The following is a 16,991-nucleotide window of genomic DNA, read 5'->3' on the forward strand; positions in this document are numbered from 1 at the left end:
CAAGAGGGTTACTGCACAGCGCCTAGCATGAATGGCAGCAGGGAGGTCTTGCGTTTACTGAAAAGGGCTGCGTCATGAACCATGCCGAATCTCTCCTCAACCCGGTGCGTCGCAACTTGCTCGTTGGATCCGTTTCCGCTGGCGCGTTCACCTTGTTCAAGCCCCTCACGGCCTGGTCGCAGGTCGCGGCGCCCGCTGTCGCGCGTCCGCTGCCGGCCTACGCGGCCTTCAAGGACCTCGGCGCGCTGATCGTGCACAGCGCCAACACCATCGAGACACGGCGCTCTGCCATGGGTGGCGCGGCAGTGACGCCGGTCAGCCAACTCTATGTACGCAACAACCTGGGACCGCCAGATGCCAGCATCGTGGCGCGGCCGGACGAATGGCAGTTGCAGGTGGAAGGCGTGCGGCGGCCCCGCACACTCAGCGTGCGGGAGCTCAAGGTCATGGGCGCCGACGAAACCCTGGCCATGGTGCTGCAATGCAGCGGCAATGGTCGCGGCTTCTTCCCCCACAAGCCGAGCGGCACAAAGTGGCAGGTCGGCGCCTCGGGTTGCGTGATCTGGAAAGGCGTGCCGGTGCGTGCCGTCGTGCGCGCGCTCGGCGGCATGAGCCAGGGCGCCCGCTTCATGACCGGACTCGGCGGTGAAGTGCTGCCCGCGGGGGTGGACATCGGCACCCGCGTCGAACGCAGCGTTCCGCTCGAGGCGATGCAGGATGCGCTGCTGGCGTGGGAACTCAACGGGCAGCCGATTCCGCTGGCGCACGGCGGTCCGCTGCGATTGATCGTGCCGGGCTACACCGGCGTCAACAGCGTCAAGTACATCAAGCGCCTGGCTTTCACGGCGCAGGAAAATGACGCCATCATCCAGAAGACGCGCTACCGCATGTCGCCGCTGGGCGAGAAATCATCGCGGCCGGGCGATCCGTCGGTGTGGGGCATGGGGCCGAAATCGTTCGTGACGGCGCCGTTGCCGGAGGATGGTCCGCTGCGCGCCGGTCGCGTGCGCGTCGAGGGTGTCGCCTTCGGCGGGCTGCATGCGGTGGCGAAGGTCGAGGTATCGACCGACGGCGGCGCCAGCTGGAAGCCTGCACGCTGGGTCGGCCCCGACCTCGGGCGCTACGCCTGGCGCCGCTTCGAACTGGACGCCGACCTGGCCGCTGGTGCCCACAGCATCACGAGCCGCGTCACCGACGTCAAGGGTAATGCGCAACCGGAGCACCGGCTGGAAAACCGCAGCGGCTATCTGAACGCCAGCTGGCGCGATCACGCCGTCGCCGTCAAGGTCGCGTGATGCGCAGCTGGTCATTGCGGCAGCACGGCGGTCGCACGCTGGTCGGATTCATCATCGGTGCCAACCTGGCGTGTCCCCTCTGGGCACAGGAGCCTGACTTCGCCGCGCCTGGGCGCAAGCTGTTCATCGAGGGTGTCACCGGCCAGGTGAACTGCGCGCTGTGCCATACGCTGCAGCACGCGGGCACGACCGGCAGCGTCGGGCCCAGCCTGGATGAGTTGATGCCCGACGCCGAGCGCGTGAGGAGCGCCGTGCGCGAGGGCATCGGCGCCATGCCGGCGTTCACCTGGCTGTCGGATGAGCAGGTCGACCTGCTGGCGCGCTACGTCGCCTGGGCCGGCAAGCCGCGCTGAGATCCCGGCCAGGTGTGCATCGCGCAAGGGCGCAGCCGCATGCCATGCCTGGGCGGCGCAGTGCTGTTAAGCTTCACTATTGATAGCTTGCCACGCCGCCGAGGTGCGAGGCGGCTGTCGGCAGTTCCATCCACCAGAGAACCAGCGAGCCGCCGTTGGAAGCATCGACCTTGTTTTCCGCACCCGCCCTGCAGGCCGCGCTGCTGGCCGCCGCCGGTGCGCTGGCCTATTGGCTGAAGGACGTGCCGGGCCTGGTGGTCAGCTGGGCTAGGCGCTTCTTCATCAGCACGCTCACCGTCGATTCGCGCGACGAGTTCCTGTTCTCGGCGCTGATCGAGTACATGGACACGCACCCCAAGCTGCGCGGCGTGAACCAGTTCACCGCGCGCAGCGTGCGCCAGGGCACGGCCTACCAGAGCCTGGACGACGATCTGCGCAGCGGCCAGCCGCCGCGTGCCTTCCTGTCACCCGGCGAAGGCCTGCACATCGTGCGGCTGGATGGGCGCTGGCTGTGGATCCGGCGCGACGTGCAGGTGGCGCAGGCGGTGTTCGAGAAGGTGAGCCTGTCGCAATTCGGCCGCTCGCCGGCGCGCCTGCAGGCGTTTCTGCAGGCCGCCATTGACGCCCGCGCCGCGCGCGAGACCGACACGCTGTCGGTCTACATTCCCAATCCGTTCCACGGAGGCGACTGGATGCGCGCGCGCCTCGGCTCGCGCCGACCGCTGTCCTCCGTCGTGCTGAAAACCGGGCAGGGCGAAGACCTGCTGGCCGACCTGGAGCTTTTCTTCGCCAGCCGCGAGCGCTACGCGCAGCTCGGCATTCCGTGGCGGCGCGGCTACCTGCTGTACGGTCCGCCCGGCACCGGCAAGACCTCGCTGGTCACCGCGCTGGCGAGCGAGCTGCGCCTGAACGTGTGCACGCTCAGCCTGGCCAGCCCGATCGTCACCGACGAGAAGATCCACACCCTGCTGGCGGCGGTGCCGCAGCGTTCGCTGCTGCTGATCGAGGACGTGGACGCGTTCTTCCGCGAGCGCGATGCCGCGCACGCCCAGGTCAAGCTGTCGTTCAGCGGCTTCCTCAACGCCCTCGACGGCGTGGCGACGCAGGAGGGCACGGTGCTGTTCATGACCACCAACCACGTCGAGCGGCTCGATCCGGCACTGATCCGCGCCGGGCGCATCGACGAGCAGGTGGAACTGGGCTGGGCCGACGCGGAGCAGCTCAGGCGGCTGTACCTCAAGTTCCACGACGATCCGGCGGCGGCCGAAGCCTTCGTGCACGAGAAGGCCGGGCAGAAGCTGGCGCCGGCGGCGGTGCAGGGTGAGTTGATGAAGCGGTTCGGGGCGGGCCGTGATCGGTCTGCAGCGTGATGGTGTCGCGCCGGTCTTGTGCACGCGTGACTTCACGGCAGCGAGTCGACCATGTGCGATGAGGTGAATCCATGAACGAAGTGGCACGAGACGAAATCCGCCAGGCCGTGCGCGAGCAGTACGCCCGGGTCGCGGAAGGCGGGGACGGATGCTGCAGCCCCAGCCCCGGGTGCTGCGGTGAGTCCGCGCCCAAGGCCGATGCGCTGGCGCAGGCGATGGGCTATTCCGCCGAGGAAACGGGCCTGGTGCCCGAGGGCGCCAACATGGGCCTGGGTTGCGGGAATCCGCAGGCCATCGCGAATCTGAAACCTGGCCAGACCGTGCTCGACCTGGGCAGTGGCGGCGGCTTCGACTGCTTTCTGGCCGCAGCGCAGGTGGGTGATGCCGGCTGTGTCATCGGCATCGACATGACGCCGGCGATGCTGTCCAAGGCACGGGCCAATGCGCAAGCGGGCGGCTACCGGAATGTCGAGTTCCGGCTCGGTGAAATCGAGCACCTGCCGGTGGCCGATGCGAGCGTGGACGTGGTCATCTCCAACTGCGTCATCAACCTGTCGCCTGACAAGGCGCGGGTATTCGCCGAGTGCCACCGGGTCTTGAAGCCGGATGGCCGAATCGCGATCTCGGACGTCGTGGCCTTTGCCGAGTTGTCGGAGGCCATCCGGCGCGACATGACCTTGTTCACGGGCTGCATGGCGGGCGCGTCGCTGATCTCCGAGATCGAGGCCATGCTGAAGGCAGCAGGTTTCGAGCAAGTCCGTGTTGCGCCGAGGGACGAGAGCAAGGTGTTCATTCGCGACTGGGCGCCGGGTGTCCCGGTGACGGACTACATGGTTTCCGCCACCATCGAGGCCGTCAAGCCGGCAGTCTGAACGGCCAGCGAGGGCTGGCTCAATGCCCGCCCGGCTGCACAGACCAGCTTGGCGGCTCGTCGTTGCCGCTGTCCTCGTCGCGCTCGGAATCGTCGAAGCTTCCGTGCACCTTGCCGGCGGCATGGTGCACCGGTGCGTAGATGGCGTACAGGCGCAACGGCTCGTCGCCGGTGTTGATGACGTCGTGCCAGGTGCCGGCGGGCACGGTGATGCACCAGCCGTCTTCCACGTTCTGCTCGAAATTCAGTTGGTCCTTGGCCGGACCCATCCTGCACGTGCCCTTGCCGGCGTCCAGGCGCAGGAACTGGTCGGTGTCGGGGTGCACTTCCAGGCCGATGGATTGGCCGGGCTCGATCGACATCAGGGTGACCTGCAGGTACTTGCCGCTCCAGGCGACGGTGCGGTAATTGGCGTTGTCCTTGGTGGCATTCTCGATGTCGAAGGCGTTGGGCCTGGGGCCGATGTCCTGGACGACGGGTTTCTGGCTCATGCGTGACTCCGTTGCTTCTGGGTTGGTTCGGGGATGCTGCGCGGGCAGCGGCGATGGGGTCCGATCCTAGCCGCTCGCGCCGGCCGTACTTGCAGGCGCCGCGCGGGTTCAGCGTGCCGGCGTGGCCAGCGCGGCGAGTTCGGCATCGCTGAAACCGGCCTGCCGGCGCGCGCTGGTATTGAACGGCCCCTTGAGCCTGGGTGCCTTGTAGTGCCTGACCAGCGCGCGGTAATGCGCCACCGGCTCCAGCGCCTGGCGCGCGCACAGCCAGCCATACCAGTGGTTGCCGATGGCGATGTGCCCGATCTCGTCGCGCAGGATGATGTCGAGGATGCCGCAGGCGGCCAGGGCGTCGGGCGCGCCGGTGGCGCGCAGCTTGTTCTGGATCAGGGGTGTCGCGTCCAGGCCGCGCGCTTCCAGCGTGCGCGGCACCAGGGCCATGCGGGCGGTGATGTCGTCCCGGGTCTTTTCGCACATGGCCCACAGGCCGTCGTGGGCGGGAAAGCTGCCGTAGCGCCAGCGCGGCACGCCGGTCTGCGTGTCGTGCGCGAGCGATTGCAGGTGGTCGTGCAGCAGCCTGAAGTGCCGGGCTTCCTCGATCGCCACGCGCAGCCAGTCGCGGTAGCAATCCTCCGGCATGCCGGCGAAGCGCCAGATGGCGTCGAGCGCCAGGTTGATGGCGTTGAACTCGATGTGGCAGATGGCGTGGATCAGCGCCGCGCGGCCTTCGAGCGTCTGCACGCTGCGCTGCGGTACCTTGGCGGGATCGATCAGCACGGGAAGTGCAGGGCGGCCCGGCAGATTCGCCGGTGTCGGCAATATCGGGTCCGGCGCGATCGCGAGCGTGCTTTCTTGGGCTTCCAGGGCCGCGACCTTGGCGAGCTTGCGATCGAGATCGGCTTCGCAAAGGGCATCCAGGGCCAGGGGGCGCAACGGCATCCCTAGAATTGTAGGCAGCAGGCCGAGACGCTCGGCGCATCGACACGCAACGCAGCCAGAACAGGAGAGCAGCCCATGGCCTTGTATGAAGTGGATGGCAAGACGCCGCAGATCGATCCCACCGCCTGGGTCGCGGATTCGGCGCAGGTGATGGGCAACGTGATGCTGGGCCGCGACGCCAGCGTGTGGTTCGGCTGCGTGCTCCGCGGCGACACGGAGACGATGACCGTCGGCGAGGGCAGCAACATCCAGGACCTGACGGTGATGCATGCCGACCGCGGCATGCCGCTCACGGTCGGCGACTACGTGACCGTGGGGCACAAGGTGATGCTGCACGGCTGCACCATCGGCGATGGATCGCTGATCGGCATCGGCGCCGTGGTCCTGAACGGCGCCCGGATCGGCAGGCACTGCCTGGTGGGGGCCGGCTCGCTGGTCACCGAGGGCAAGGAGTTTCCCGACGGCAGCATGATCATGGGCACGCCGGCCCGCGTGGTGCGCCAGCTCACGCCGGAGCAAATCCAGGGGCTGCGGCAGAGTGCGCTGAACTACATCGACAATGCGCGCATGTTCCGCGCGACCTTGAACAAGCTGGGCTGAGACACCAACTGCGCTGGATGTCCGAACTGCACAAATTCATCTTCGACGGCCTGCCGGTGCGCGGTCAGCTGGTCCGGCTGACCGACGCTTGGCAGGAGGTGCTGCGGCGCCGCGCCGCCAATTCCCAGACCGGCGCCTACCCGCCGCCGGTGGCCGAGTTGCTGGGCGAGATGACGGCCGCGGCCATGCTGATGCAGGGCAACATCAAGTTCGATGGCGCGCTGGTGATGCAGATCTTCGGTGATGGCCCGGTGAAGGTGGCGGTGGCCGAGGTGCAGACCGATCTGCGCCTGCGCGCCACCGCATCGGTGACCGGCACGGTGGCGCCGGGCGCGCTGCTGACCGACATGGTCAACGCACAGGGCAAGGGCCGCTGCGCGATCACGCTCGACCCCAGGCACCGGCAGCCGGGCCAGCAGCCCTATCAGGGGGTGGTGCCGCTGGTCGATGAGGCCGGGCTGCCGCTGGCCGACCTGGCGGGCGTGATCGAGCACTACATGCGGCAGTCGGAGCAGCTCGACACCACGCTGGTGCTGGCCGCGGACGAGCAGGTCGCGGCCGGCCTGCTGCTGCAGCGGCTGCCGGTGCAGGGCGAGACCAATTTGTCGCAGAGCAACGTCGCGCGCGACGACGCCGGTGCGGCGGACGAGGACGATTTCCGGCGCCTGGCCATCCTGGCGCGCAGCCTGAAGCGCGAGGAACTGCTGGGGCTGGATGCCGACACCATCCTGCGCCGCCTGTTCTGGGAAGAGCGGCTGCTGCGCTTCGAGCCGCAGAGCGGCGCCACCGGTCCGCGCTTTGCCTGCTCCTGCAGCCGTGAGCGCATGGCGACCATGCTCGAGAGCCTGGGCCAGGACGAGGCGCAGGCGATCCTGCGCGAGCAGGGCCAGATCGAGGTCGGCTGCGACTTCTGCGGTCAGCAGGAGCGCTTCGATGCGGTCGACGTCGGCCGCCTGTTCACGCCGGCGGCGCAGCAATCGCCGGAACCCGGCTCGGTGCAGTGATACCCGCCGCTGCGCCTGCCCTCGGGGCACGCTGACGACAAGAGAGCCGTGGCCCTGCGTTTCGACGTCATCACGCTGTTTCCGGAGCTGTTCGGTCCCTTCACCGAAGCCGGCGTGGCGCGGCGCGCATTCGAATCCGGCCAGATCGTTCTCAGGTTGTGGAACCCGCGCGACTGGGCCGAGGGCAACTACCGTCGCGTCGATGACCGCCCCTTCGGCGGCGGCCCCGGCATGGTGATGATGGCCGAACCGCTGGCGCGCTGCCTGCAGGCGATCCGCATGGATCGTGCCGACGGGCCCGGTGAGACCGCGCCCGTCGTGCTGTTCTCGCCCATCGGCGAACGGCTGAACCACGCCGCCGTCGAACGCTGGGCGGCGGGGGAGGGCGCGATTCTGGTCTGCGGCCGCTATGAAGGCATCGATCAGCGTTTCATCGACGCGCATGTCGATGCGCAGGTCAGCCTGGGCGACTTCGTGCTCTCGGGCGGCGAGATTGCCGCGCTGGCGCTGCTGGATGCGGTGGCGCGCCTGCAGCCAGGGGTGCTGCACGACGAGGGCAGCCACCAGGCCGACAGCTTCAATCCGGCCGTCGATGGCCTGCTCGACTGCCCGCACTACACGCGGCCGGAAGAGTGGGCGGGTCGGCGGGTGCCGGCCGCGCTGCTGTCGGGCCACCACGCGCAGATCGAGCGCTGGCGGCGCGAGCAGCGCCTGCTGCTGACGGCGCGCCAGCGCCCCGAACTGATCGCTGCCGCGCGTGCCGCCGGCTTGATCAGCCAGCTGGATGATGCCGTGCTGGCACGCGCAGCAGCCGACGGGCCGCCTTGACCCTTGCACGGCGGAGGCTCGAAGCGCCAGGCCTGGGTCAGGCCAGTTCCGCGGTCGGCGCGATACCTGTGCTGTCGATCTCGGCGTCGTGTCAAAGAATGCCGCGCTGCCGGGCTTCGAACACGGCCTGGCTGCGCGAATTAACCTCGAGCTTGCGGTAGACGCGACGCAAGTAGCCGGTCACCGTATGCCAGCTCACGTCGAGCACTTGCGCTGCTTCCACGTAGGTCAGTCCTTTCTCGATCAGGCGCAGCACCTCGGTTTCCCGCGTGCTGAGCGGATTGTCGGCGGCGGCCGGATGGTGCCCGTTCAATGAACCGGTGAAGCGGCGCAGCATGGAGCGCGCCACGCCGGGACTGATGGGTGAGCCGCCCTTGAAGACCTGTATGACGTGTTCACCCAGCAAGTCGTGCGGCGTGTCCTTGAGCAGGTAGCCGACGGCACCGGCCTCGAAGCTGCTGACGATATGCTCGGCGTCCCCGAAGACCGTCACCACCACGCACTGCACTTCGGGCTGCTGGGCGCCGAACCAGCGGATCACGTCGCGGCCATCGCGATCGGGCAGGCCGAGGTCGATCAGCAGCACGTCAATCGTGCGTGCCTGCGCCAGCTCGATGCCCTGCATGCCATTGGCGGCCGAAAACAGCAGGGACAGCCGTGAATCCATGCGCACGGCGGTTTCGAACCCGGCACGCACGATCGGGTCATCCTCGATGACACCCATCCGAATGGGCAATGCCGCCCGATTCGACGCTGCACCGCGGCGGGCGATGCTGTCATGCTGTTCCATGGTTCCCATACCGCAATTCACCTGATCATTGTGATTCATTTGTGACAGTCGGTGACGGCGCGCCAGAGTATGGCCGGTTTCTGTGACTTTCTTGGCACTGGCGTGGCCCCAATTCTTGTATCGCACGCCCGACTTGACGCATTTGTTTGTCATGAAACCGTCATTCCCCAGTCAATATTGGGCTATCGCACGCCCCATGCCATTTCTAGACTTAGATCAAGGTTGAACCGTCGACCGATCCAAGGGAGGTGGCATATGTTGGGTTTCGAAGCACCATGGCAGCGCTGGCACGGTTTGGATCGGGCATTCGGTGCCTGGTCGAACGATGCACTGCAGAGCTTTGTCACGCATGAGGGCAGGTGCGTCGAACTGCGACGCTTGCGTGCGGATGGCACCCCGGCGCTGCGCCGCTTTACGCAAGACCTGTCGACGCAGAGCAAGGGCCTGCGTTTTCACGTGACCTCGCTGTCGAACGAAGCCATTGAGCGTTTCGTTTGCGACCTGCCGGCCGGTGGCGGAAAGGCCGTCGGCTCCTGGGTCTGGACGCCCTTGGGTGACCCCGACACCGTGGTGGGCGAAGTGCGCCTGGCCGTCGCCGGGGCTTCCCGGGGTGACGCGGCAACGCACGTGGAGCTCGGCATCGTCATCGCGGATGACTACCAGCGCCAGGGGATCGGGCTGCGCTCGGTCCAGTTCGTCCAGGCGCTGGCGCGCGAGTCCGGCGTGGCTGGCATCACGGCGTCCTTGCTGGCCCACAACCGCGCCATCATCGGTCTGTTGCGCTATTGCGACTTCGAACTGGCGCCCGACCTGGACGATCCGGGCATGGTGCATGCCAACTGGCCGCGCAGTGACGGCTTCGGCAGCGCGGCGGTGATGGAATCCGGTTGGCAGCGGCTGGTTTCGCGTCTTGTGGGGATGTGATCATGAGCACGCTACGAACCCATTTGCCCCTGTTTGATCAGATGTTGCGCCAATCGGGCGGAGAGACTGCAGATCCCGCGACCCACCAGCGCGCGCGGATGGGCCAGCCCGTTCGGTCCGCGCCAGCGGCGTCCCCCCGGTTCCGGCTGGCGCTGGTGGCTGGCAGCGGCGGCGTGCGCAGTGTCGCGGTGCTGGGATTCGTGCTCGGCCTGCGCGAGGCGGGCCTGGCGCCCGACCTGCTGGTTGGCTGCAGCGCTGGGGCCATGGCCACCGCGCTCGTGGCGCAGGGCACCAGCATGGAGGAGGGTGCCGAACTGGCGAAAAACCTGTGGACTGCCGAGATCACGCGTCAGGGCCGGCGTGGCGCGGTGGCGAAGATGCTGTGGCCGCGCTGGTGCGGATTCGACAGCGACTTCAGTCTGCGGCGCGACGACATGGTGCGCGAGCGCTTGAACCAGGTCTTCGGTGATGCGTGCATCGAGCAGTTGCCGACGTCGCTGCGGGTGACGGCGACCTGCCTCAACACCGGCGCCAGCGTGTGCATCGAGCACGGCTTGGTGGTGGATGCGCTGCGCGCGAGCATCGGGATTCCGTTCCTGTTTTCCCCGCAGAGCATCGACGGGCAGCGGCTGGTGGACGGTTTCCTGTGCGATCCCTTGCCGGTGGGCGCGGCCGTGGACGCCGAGCTGACGATCGCCATCGGATTCTGGGCCCCGCTGCCGGTGCGCATCGACAAGCCGCAGCGCCTGCTGGGTAGCGTCACCTCGACCATGACCAACAACCTGATGCGCGCCCGGCTGGCGGCCGCGCGCGGCCAGGGCCAGCAGATCGTGGAGGTGTTTCCCGAGTTCGACCGCCGCGTCGGCCTGTTCGACGTCGACGCGATTCCGCACGTGGTCGCCAAGGGGCGCGAAGCCGCCCATCGGGTCTTGCCCCGGATCGAGCAGTTGCTGTCCGTCAGCCGTCGTGAACCTATCCAGGAGAATTCGGCCGCATGACATGCTGATTCGCCCGCTCACGTCATGGCCGGTGACTTGCCGCGCCGCCCCGGCTATAATCAAAGGCTTTTCGATCCTCTGCCGGCCGCGGCACAGAACAAGGTTTGGGGCTTTCGCCGCAGACTGCCGCCTTTAGCGTAGCGTGTGCATGATCGAGACAGGAAACCCAATGAACCTGATCCAGACCCTCGAGAAAGAGGAAATGGAGCGCCTCGGCAAGGATATCCCCGAGTTTGCTCCCGGCGACACCGTGATCGTCAGCGTCAACGTCGTCGAAGGCAGCCGCAAGCGTGTGCAGGCCTACGAAGGCGTGGTCATCGCCAAGCGCAACCGCGGCCTCAACAGCGGTTTCACCGTGCGCAAGATCTCCAGCGGCGAGGGTGTCGAGCGCACCTTCCAGACCTACAGCCCGCTGATCGCCAAGATCGAGGTCAAGCGCCGCGGCGACGTTCGCCGCGCCAAGCTGTACTACCTGCGTGGCCTGTCGGGCAAGAAGGCGCGCATCAAGGAAAAGCTGCCCGGCCGCGTGGCCAAGCAGATCGGCGAAGCCGCTGCCGCCGAGTAAGCCGACAGCCGGCCCGTCCGGGCTGGCAAGCTGATCCGAAACAACCGCCCGCGGCCACGGCCCCGGGCGGTTTTTTCATGGCCGACGGGGTTTCCCGAGTCTGCGCACAATTGCCTGTCCATGAGTTCGTCCATACCGCTTTCCAAGCTGCCCAACTTCAACCCGCGCCACGCGCCGGTGACCGGGGTGGATACCCACCTGCCGGCCGTGCCGCTCGAGCGCATGACGCCTGACGCCCTGCGCCGGCGCTTCGTCGCGCCGCCGGCCTGGCAGCCCGAGTTGCGGCGCGAACCACAGTTCGCCGACCGGCCCCCGGCGGCGGCGGCGGTGCTGGTGCCGCTGGTGGATCGGCCGGGCGGGCTGTCGGTGCTGTTGACGGAGCGTTCGGACAACCTGTCGACGCATTCGGGGCAGGTCGCGTTTCCCGGCGGCAAGGTCGATCCGGAAGACGTGGACGTGGTCGATGCTGCGCTGCGCGAAGCGCAGGAAGAGGTCGATCTGCCGCGCGGCCACATCGACGTGCTGGGCCAGTTGCCGGTGTACGTGACGGGCTCGCAATTCATCGTCACCCCGGTGGTGGCGGTGGTGCGCCCCGGTTTCGTGCTGCACCCGAATCCGGATGAGGTGGCCCACGCCTTCGAGGTGCCGCTGGCGTTCCTGATGAACCCGGCCCACCACCGGCGCCACCGAATGGAATGGGGCGGCCAGATGCGCGAGTGGTTCTCCATGCCCTACCTGGAGCGGGTGCGGATCGAGCGCGGCACCGGCGAGTCGGCGCCGACCCCCGAGAGCGAGGTCGAGCGCTTCATCTGGGGTGCCACCGCCGGCATGTTGCGTAACTTCTACAGATTCCTGTCGGCCTGAGCGCGGGCGACGCGCCGCCCGGGGCGCGGCTCACTATCATGCGCGCATGGCCTTTTTTGCGATCGCCCTGGCGCTGCTGCTGGAACAGGTGCGCCCGTTGGGAGTGGACCATCCGGTGGTGACAGGACAGCGTCGCTGGCTGCAGCTGGTGGGCAGCAACGTCGATGCCGGCGGCCTGCAGCACGGCTGGCTGGCCTGGGTGCTGGCGGTCGGGATACCGACGCTTGCGGTGGTCGGCGTGCACTGGTTTCTCGCCTGGCTCGGCGGCTGGCTGCTGGTGCTGGCATGGAGCGTGCTGGTGCTGTATTTGACGCTGGGCTTTCGGCAGTTCAGCCACCATTTCACCGGCATCCGCGACGCGCTCGAAACCGGTGACGAGGAGCGCGCCCGCGCGCTGCTGGCGGCCTGGCAGCAGGTCGACGTCGGCGCCATGCCGCGCAGCGAGATCGTGCGCCATGTGATCGAGCACTCGGTGCTGGCGGCGCACCGCCATGTGTTCGGCGTGCTGACCTGGTTCAGCTTCCTGGCCCTGATCGGGCTGGGGCCGGCCGGAGCGGTGTTCTACCGCAGCGCGGAACACGCGGCCCGCGCCTGGCATCGCGAGGCGGAGGTGCCGGACCAGCCGATCAGCCCGGCGTTGTCGCGGGTCGCCAGCGCTGCCTGGCACGCGATCGACTGGCTGCCGGCACGGATGACGGCGCTGGGCTTTGCCATCGTCGGCAGTTTCGAGGATGCCATCGACGTCTGGCGCAACCATGCCAGCCGCTTTCCCGACAGCAATGACGGCGTCATCCTCGCGGCCACGGCCGGTGCGCTCGGCGTTCGCCTCGGTGGCGCTTCCTTGCGCCCGGTGTCGGCCGACGCTGCGGGGCGGCCATTGCCCAATCCGCCCGCACCGGCCGGCGAGGAGTTCCCGGGCGATGCCGCGCGCACCTCGCACTTCACCCAGGTGGTCGGACTGGTCTGGCGCACCGTGGCGCTGTGGCTGCTGCTGCTGGTGCTGCTGACCCTGGCGCACGTGCTGGGCTGATGCGCGTCGAGCCTGTGTCAGGCCGGTCCGGCCATCCTTGCCTCAGGCTGGCGGCGCACCGGTGTCGCCAGCGACCGCCACCAGGTGCTCGACCAGCAGTCGCGCGGCCGGCGTCAGCAGCTCCGGGTCACGCGCGCAGATGGCGAAGCGCCGGCGCGCCCAGGCGTCGGTGAGTGGCGCCACCTTAAGCCCGAAGGCATCGGCGTAGGGTGCCGACAACTCGGCTGGCAGCACGGCGATCGCCAGTTGCGAGCGCACCACGCGCAGCGCGGCGTCGAAGGTGGCGGCCACCATGCGTGAGCGGAACGGCAGCCCCGCCAGCGCGGCGGCGCGCTGCAGCATCACCTGCACCGCGCTCTCCGGTGGCAGGCTGACATGCTCGAACGGCAGCGTGGCGGCGAAGTCCAACTGCTGCCGGCGCGCCAACGGGTGGCCGGGCGGCATCACCACGGCGAGCTGGTCGCCGCGCCAGGTCCAGGTGTGCAGGCCGCGCAGGTCGGACGCGTCCCAGCAGATGCCGAGCGACGCGCTGCCTTCGCGCACGCCGCGCAGCACCAGGGTGCTGACGGCTTCCTCCATGTCGATGCGGATGTCCTGGTGGCCGGGCGCCTTCAGGAACGCCGCCACGTCGTCGGCCAGCGATTCGGCGATCGCCGACTGCGTTGCCAGCACGCGCACGTGGCCGCGTACGCCGGCGGCGTAGCCGGCCATGTCGCGCTCGATCAGCGCTGCGCGGGCGAGCAGGGCGCGTGCGTGCTCCAGCAGGGTTTCGCCCGCCGGTGTCGGCTCGACGCCGCGGCGGCGGCGCACCAGCAGTTGGGTGCCCACCTTGTGCTCCAGCGCAGCCAGTCGCTTGCTGATCGCCGAACCGACGATGGTCTGCTGCTCGGCCGCGCGGCTGATGCTGCGCGCCTCGCACACGGCGACGAACAGGCGTAGGCTGGTGAAGTCGAGATCGTGCATGATGTTCCGTATTGGAACTTTAATGCTTCCAAACAAGATTTTGTGATGCATCAAGGAATATCTAAACTCCGCGCCAGACCGAAATCAGATGGAGACATGCATGAGTGCATCCGCGTTGCCGACGCGCGCCGTGATCCGCGAAGTGGGCCTGCGCGACGGCCTGCAGGCGATTGCCCGCACCCTGCCTACCGATCAAAAAAAGCAATGGCTGCGTGGCGCCCACGCCGCCGGCCTGCGCGAGATCGAGGTCGGCTCCTTCGTGCCGGCGAAGTACCTGCCGCAACTGGCCGACACCGCCGAACTGGTGGCTTTCGGCAAGACGCTGCCGGGCTTGTTCGTCTCGGTGCTGGTGCCCAATCTGCGCGGCGCCGAGGCCGCCATGGCTGCCGAGGCCGACCTGATGCTGCTGCCGCTGTCGGCCAGCCACGCGCACAGCCTGGCCAACCTGCGCAAGACGCCGGACGAGGCGGTGGCCGAGGTGGCCCGCATCCGCGCCGCGCGCGATGCCGCGGGCTCGAAGACGCTGCTGGAAGGCGGCATGAGCACCGCCTTCGGCTGCACCATCCAGGGCGAGGTGCAGCAAAGCGAAGTGCTGCGCCTGCTGCAGGCCTTGCTCGACGCTGGCTGCGACCGCGTGAGCCTGGCCGACACGGTGGGCTATGCCGACCCGGCCGCGGTGCAGCGCCTGTTCGAGGCCGCGCGCCAGGTGGCGGGCGACAAGCTGTGGGCGGCCCACTTCCATGACACGCGCGGCCTCGGTCTGGCCAACGTCTACGCCGCCATGCAGACCGGCGTGAACCGCTTCGACACCTGCCTGGCCGGCATCGGCGGTTGCCCGCACGCACCGGGCGCCAGCGGCAACGTCAGCACCGAGGACCTGGCGTACATGCTGCGCAGCATGGGCATCGAGACCGGGCTCGACGTCGGGGCGCTGCTAGCCCTGCGCCAGCAGGTCGCGGGCTGGCTGCAGGGTGAGCAACTGCATGGCACGCTGTGGCGCGCGGGTCTGCCGAAGACGCTGCAGGCGGCCTGAGCATTGGGGGGTATTCCGGACATGGATCAGCAAGCTGCTTCCGATCAGCACCGAAGGCCGCTCGAGGGCCTGCGCGTGGTCGAGTTCACTCACATGGTCATGGGCCCGACCTGCGGACTGGTGCTGGCCGACCTCGGCGCCGAGGTGATCAAGGTCGAGCCGATCGACGGTGATCGCACGCGCCACCTGCTGGGCGCCGGCACCGGCTTCTTCCCGCTGTTCAACCGCGGCAAGAAGAGCATTGCCATCGACCTGCACTCGGCCGACGGCGTCGCCGTGGCGCGCAAGCTGGCGCTCAGCGCCGACGTCGTGGCCGAGAACTTCAAGCCCGGCACCATGGTCAAGTACGGCCTGGACTACGCCAGCCTGTCGCGCGACAACCCGCGCCTGATCTATGTCAGCTGCAAGGGTTTCCTGCCGGGTCCCTACGAGCACCGCACGGCGCTGGACGAGGTGGTGCAGATGATGGGCGGCCTGGCCTACATGACCGGCCGCCCGGGCGACCCGCTGCGCGCCGGCAGCAGCGTCAACGACATCATGGGCGGCATGTTCGGCGCCATCGGCGCGCTGGGCGCCATCATCCAGCGCGGCATCACCGGCCGCGGGCAGGAAGTGCAGAGCGCGCTATTCGAGAACAACGTGTTCCTGGTCGGGCAGCACATGCTGCAGTACGCCATCAGCGGCCGGCCGGCTGCGCCGATGCCGGAGCGCATCTCGGCCTGGGGCGTGTACGACGTGTTCACGGTCAAGGACGGCGAGCAGATCTTCCTGGCCGCGGTGAGCGACCCGCAATGGCGCACCTTCTGCGACGTGCTGGGCCTCGGCGATCTGCGCGACCGGCCCGAGTACGCCAGCAACAACGACCGCGTGCGGGCGCGGCCGATCCTGATGCCGATCCTGCGCGAGCGCCTGGCGACGCGCAGCGCCAGCGAGCTGGCGACGCTGTTCGAGCAGGCCGGCCTGCCGTTTGCGCCGATCCGCAAACCGGAAGAGCTTTACGACGACCCGCACCTGCAGGCCACCGGCGGCCTGGCCGAGATCACGCTGACCGATGGCGAGCGCGCCGGCCAGGTGGCGCAGACAACCTTGCTGCCGTTCACCATGGCGGGCCAGCGCCTGGGTGCCCGCGCACAGCCGCCGACCATGGGCCGCGACACCGAGGCGGTGCTGGCCGGCCTCGGCTACGGCGCCGAGGACATCGCCACGCTGCGCAGCGGCCATGCCGTGGCCTGAATCACAAGACCCCAGACCTCACCGACAACCCAGGAGACGAGACCCATGCAAGCAAGCACCGCAACCACCTCACGCCGCTCGCTGCTCGGCACGCTGACGGCCCTGGCTGTCGCCGCCGGCCTGCCGGCGACCGCACAGGCGCAGGGTGCCAACGTCGTCAAGCTGATCCTGCCGAACGCGGCCGGCTCGGGCGTGGACACCATCGCCCGCGCGGCGCAGTCGGCGCTGTCCAGGGCGCTGGGCCAGACGGTGGTAATCGACAACCAGCCCGGTGCCGGCGGCGTGATCGGCCTGCAGGCGCTGAACCGCTCGGCGCCCGATGGCCAAACCTACTCGATTGTCAGCAACAACGTGGTGATCCTGCCGCACGTGCTCAGCAGCGTGCCGTTCAGGATGCCGCAGGACTTCACGCCGGTCAGCGTGATCGGCGCCACGCCGCTGGTGCTGGTGGTCAACCCGAACAAGGTGTCGGCCCGCAACAGCCAGGAACTCATCGCGCAGCTCAAGGCCAAGCCCGACGGCTTCAACTTCGCCAGCGGCGGCACCGGCACCATCCTGCACCTGGCGGCCGAGATGTTCCTCGACGAGGCCAAGGTCACAGCCAAGCACATCCCGTACAAGGGCGTCGGCCAGATGGTCAACGACCTGCTCGGCGGTCAGGTGGATTTCGGCGTGCTGGGCATCAACGTCGCCTTGCCGCACATGCAGGCCGGCACCTTGCGCGCCATCGGCGTGTCGGCGGCGCAGCGCAGTCCGGCGGCGCCCGAGCTGCCGACCTTTGCCGAGCAGGGCCTGCCCGGCTACGTGGTCGACGGCTGGATCGCCGTGCTCGGGCCGAAG

19 protein-coding genes are annotated in these 16,991 nt (G+C 68.5%); 15 read left to right on the plus strand and 4 right to left on the minus strand.

What is annotated here, in order from left to right; translation table 11 throughout:
• The first annotated feature begins 74 nt into the window (after positions 1–74).
• The 4 genes from sorT to PK606_RS02420 all read left to right on the plus strand — a co-directional run bounded on the left by sorT (position 75) and on the right by PK606_RS02420 (position 3,890).
• Positions 75–1,295 (plus strand): SorT family sulfite dehydrogenase catalytic subunit, encoded by a 1,221-nt coding sequence (sorT, locus tag PK606_RS02405; protein WP_324560182.1) that lies wholly within the window; start codon positions 75–77, stop codon positions 1,293–1,295.
• Positions 1,295–1,648, plus strand: a complete 354-nt coding sequence (locus tag PK606_RS02410) for a c-type cytochrome (protein ID WP_324560184.1) — start codon at positions 1,295–1,297, stop codon at positions 1,646–1,648. The genes sorT and PK606_RS02410 overlap by 1 nt, the downstream gene beginning before the upstream one ends.
• Before the next feature lie 170 nt (positions 1,649–1,818).
• The gene (locus tag PK606_RS02415; protein WP_324560186.1) at positions 1,819–3,018 is read left to right on the plus strand and encodes a BCS1 and AAA domain-containing protein; all 1,200 of its coding nucleotides are present in this window, start codon (positions 1,819–1,821) and stop codon (positions 3,016–3,018) included.
• A gap of 71 nt (positions 3,019–3,089) precedes the next feature.
• Positions 3,090–3,890, plus strand: coding sequence for an arsenite methyltransferase (locus PK606_RS02420; RefSeq protein ID WP_324560188.1), 801 nt, complete (start codon positions 3,090–3,092; stop codon positions 3,888–3,890).
• A 19-nt stretch (positions 3,891–3,909) separates the two neighbouring features.
• On the opposite strand, the gene PK606_RS02425 is transcribed toward PK606_RS02420, so the two are convergent.
• Both PK606_RS02425 and PK606_RS02430 read right to left on the minus strand, forming a co-directional pair.
• Positions 3,910–4,380, minus strand: a complete 471-nt coding sequence (locus PK606_RS02425) for a cupin domain-containing protein (RefSeq protein WP_324560190.1) — start codon at positions 4,378–4,380, stop codon at positions 3,910–3,912.
• A 108-nt stretch (positions 4,381–4,488) separates the two neighbouring features.
• Entirely contained in the window at positions 4,489–5,319 is an 831-nt protein-coding gene (locus PK606_RS02430) for a ferritin-like domain-containing protein (RefSeq protein WP_324560191.1), read from the minus strand.
• Between the two features lie 75 nt (positions 5,320–5,394).
• Here PK606_RS02430 and PK606_RS02435 point away from each other — a divergent pair, with 75 nt between their 5' ends.
• From PK606_RS02435 to trmD, 3 genes are read left to right on the plus strand one after another with little or no spacing between them, the layout of a single operon-like run.
• Positions 5,395–5,919: a gamma carbonic anhydrase family protein gene (locus PK606_RS02435; RefSeq protein WP_324560193.1), complete on the plus strand. Its 525-nt coding sequence runs from the start codon at positions 5,395–5,397 to the stop codon at positions 5,917–5,919.
• Between the two features lie 17 nt (positions 5,920–5,936).
• Positions 5,937–6,923: an Hsp33 family molecular chaperone HslO gene (gene hslO / locus PK606_RS02440; protein ID WP_324560195.1), complete on the plus strand. Its 987-nt coding sequence runs from the start codon at positions 5,937–5,939 to the stop codon at positions 6,921–6,923.
• A gap of 54 nt (positions 6,924–6,977) precedes the next feature.
• Positions 6,978–7,751, plus strand: a complete 774-nt coding sequence (gene trmD / locus PK606_RS02445) for a tRNA (guanosine(37)-N1)-methyltransferase TrmD (RefSeq protein WP_324560223.1) — start codon at positions 6,978–6,980, stop codon at positions 7,749–7,751.
• Positions 7,752–7,842: 91 nt separating this feature from the next.
• Here trmD and PK606_RS02450 read toward each other — a convergent pair whose 3' ends face one another.
• On the minus strand, positions 7,843–8,694 hold the full coding sequence (locus tag PK606_RS02450) for a response regulator (protein WP_324560198.1): 852 nt from the start codon (positions 8,692–8,694) through the stop codon (positions 7,843–7,845).
• A gap of 102 nt (positions 8,695–8,796) precedes the next feature.
• Here PK606_RS02450 and PK606_RS02455 point away from each other — a divergent pair, with 102 nt between their 5' ends.
• The 5 genes from PK606_RS02455 (at position 8,797) to PK606_RS02475 (ending at position 12,922) form a co-directional block, all read left to right on the plus strand.
• Entirely contained in the window at positions 8,797–9,465 is a 669-nt protein-coding gene (locus PK606_RS02455) for a GNAT family N-acetyltransferase (RefSeq protein WP_324560200.1), read from the plus strand.
• Positions 9,466–9,467: 2 nt separating this feature from the next.
• Entirely contained in the window at positions 9,468–10,463 is a 996-nt protein-coding gene (locus PK606_RS02460; RefSeq protein WP_324560202.1) for a patatin-like phospholipase family protein, read from the plus strand.
• 169 nt (positions 10,464–10,632) lie between these two features.
• Positions 10,633–11,028 carry a 50S ribosomal protein L19 gene (gene rplS / locus PK606_RS02465; protein WP_324560204.1) on the plus strand — a complete coding sequence of 132 codons (396 nt, stop codon included), beginning with the start codon at positions 10,633–10,635 and terminating at the stop codon, positions 11,026–11,028.
• A gap of 120 nt (positions 11,029–11,148) precedes the next feature.
• Positions 11,149–11,892, plus strand: a complete 744-nt coding sequence (locus PK606_RS02470) for an NUDIX hydrolase (RefSeq protein ID WP_324560206.1) — start codon at positions 11,149–11,151, stop codon at positions 11,890–11,892.
• A 46-nt stretch (positions 11,893–11,938) separates the two neighbouring features.
• Positions 11,939–12,922: a CobD/CbiB family protein gene (locus tag PK606_RS02475; protein WP_324560208.1), complete on the plus strand. Its 984-nt coding sequence runs from the start codon at positions 11,939–11,941 to the stop codon at positions 12,920–12,922.
• Positions 12,923–12,964: 42 nt separating this feature from the next.
• Here the strand turns inward: PK606_RS02475 and PK606_RS02480 are convergent, their stop codons facing one another.
• Positions 12,965–13,885: a LysR family transcriptional regulator gene (locus PK606_RS02480; protein WP_324560210.1), complete on the minus strand. Its 921-nt coding sequence runs from the start codon at positions 13,883–13,885 to the stop codon at positions 12,965–12,967.
• 100 nt (positions 13,886–13,985) lie between these two features.
• On the opposite strand from PK606_RS02480, the gene PK606_RS02485 reads away from it, so the two are divergent.
• The 3 genes from PK606_RS02485 to PK606_RS02495 form a co-directional block, all read left to right on the plus strand.
• On the plus strand, positions 13,986–14,918 hold the full coding sequence (locus tag PK606_RS02485) for a hydroxymethylglutaryl-CoA lyase (RefSeq protein WP_324560212.1): 933 nt from the start codon (positions 13,986–13,988) through the stop codon (positions 14,916–14,918).
• 21 nt (positions 14,919–14,939) lie between these two features.
• On the plus strand, positions 14,940–16,151 hold the full coding sequence (locus PK606_RS02490; protein ID WP_324560213.1) for a CaiB/BaiF CoA transferase family protein: 1,212 nt from the start codon (positions 14,940–14,942) through the stop codon (positions 16,149–16,151).
• Between the two features lie 45 nt (positions 16,152–16,196).
• A partial coding sequence (locus tag PK606_RS02495; RefSeq protein WP_324560215.1) for a Bug family tripartite tricarboxylate transporter substrate binding protein occupies positions 16,197–16,991 on the plus strand: 795 nt, incomplete at its 3' end.

The sequence above is a fragment of the Ottowia sp. genome (assembly GCF_035444425.1).
GTDB lineage: Bacteria > Pseudomonadota > Gammaproteobacteria > Burkholderiales > Burkholderiaceae_C > Ottowia.

What these genes read in the sequence shown, in the direction of transcription:
- sorT (WP_324560182.1), top strand. Translation starts at nt 75, where the DNA reads ATGAACCATGCCGAATCTCTCCTCAACCCGGTGCGTCGCAACTTGCTC.
- PK606_RS02410 (WP_324560184.1), top strand. Translation starts at nt 1,295, where the DNA reads ATGCGCAGCTGGTCATTGCGGCAGCACGGCGGTCGCACGCTGGTCGGA.
- PK606_RS02420 (WP_324560188.1), top strand. Translation starts at nt 3,090, where the DNA reads ATGAACGAAGTGGCACGAGACGAAATCCGCCAGGCCGTGCGCGAGCAG.
- PK606_RS02425 (WP_324560190.1), bottom strand. Translation starts at nt 4,380, where the DNA reads ATGAGCCAGAAACCCGTCGTCCAGGACATCGGCCCCAGGCCCAACGCC.
- PK606_RS02430 (WP_324560191.1), bottom strand. Translation starts at nt 5,319, where the DNA reads ATGCCGTTGCGCCCCCTGGCCCTGGATGCCCTTTGCGAAGCCGATCTC.
- PK606_RS02435 (WP_324560193.1), top strand. Translation starts at nt 5,395, where the DNA reads ATGGCCTTGTATGAAGTGGATGGCAAGACGCCGCAGATCGATCCCACC.
- hslO (WP_324560195.1), top strand. Translation starts at nt 5,937, where the DNA reads ATGTCCGAACTGCACAAATTCATCTTCGACGGCCTGCCGGTGCGCGGT.
- PK606_RS02450 (WP_324560198.1), bottom strand. Translation starts at nt 8,694, where the DNA reads ATGACAAACAAATGCGTCAAGTCGGGCGTGCGATACAAGAATTGGGGC.
- PK606_RS02455 (WP_324560200.1), top strand. Translation starts at nt 8,797, where the DNA reads ATGTTGGGTTTCGAAGCACCATGGCAGCGCTGGCACGGTTTGGATCGG.
- PK606_RS02460 (WP_324560202.1), top strand. Translation starts at nt 9,468, where the DNA reads ATGAGCACGCTACGAACCCATTTGCCCCTGTTTGATCAGATGTTGCGC.
- rplS (WP_324560204.1), top strand. Translation starts at nt 10,633, where the DNA reads ATGAACCTGATCCAGACCCTCGAGAAAGAGGAAATGGAGCGCCTCGGC.
- PK606_RS02470 (WP_324560206.1), top strand. Translation starts at nt 11,149, where the DNA reads ATGAGTTCGTCCATACCGCTTTCCAAGCTGCCCAACTTCAACCCGCGC.
- PK606_RS02475 (WP_324560208.1), top strand. Translation starts at nt 11,939, where the DNA reads ATGGCCTTTTTTGCGATCGCCCTGGCGCTGCTGCTGGAACAGGTGCGC.
- PK606_RS02480 (WP_324560210.1), bottom strand. Translation starts at nt 13,885, where the DNA reads ATGCACGATCTCGACTTCACCAGCCTACGCCTGTTCGTCGCCGTGTGC.
- PK606_RS02485 (WP_324560212.1), top strand. Translation starts at nt 13,986, where the DNA reads ATGAGTGCATCCGCGTTGCCGACGCGCGCCGTGATCCGCGAAGTGGGC.
- PK606_RS02490 (WP_324560213.1), top strand. Translation starts at nt 14,940, where the DNA reads ATGGATCAGCAAGCTGCTTCCGATCAGCACCGAAGGCCGCTCGAGGGC.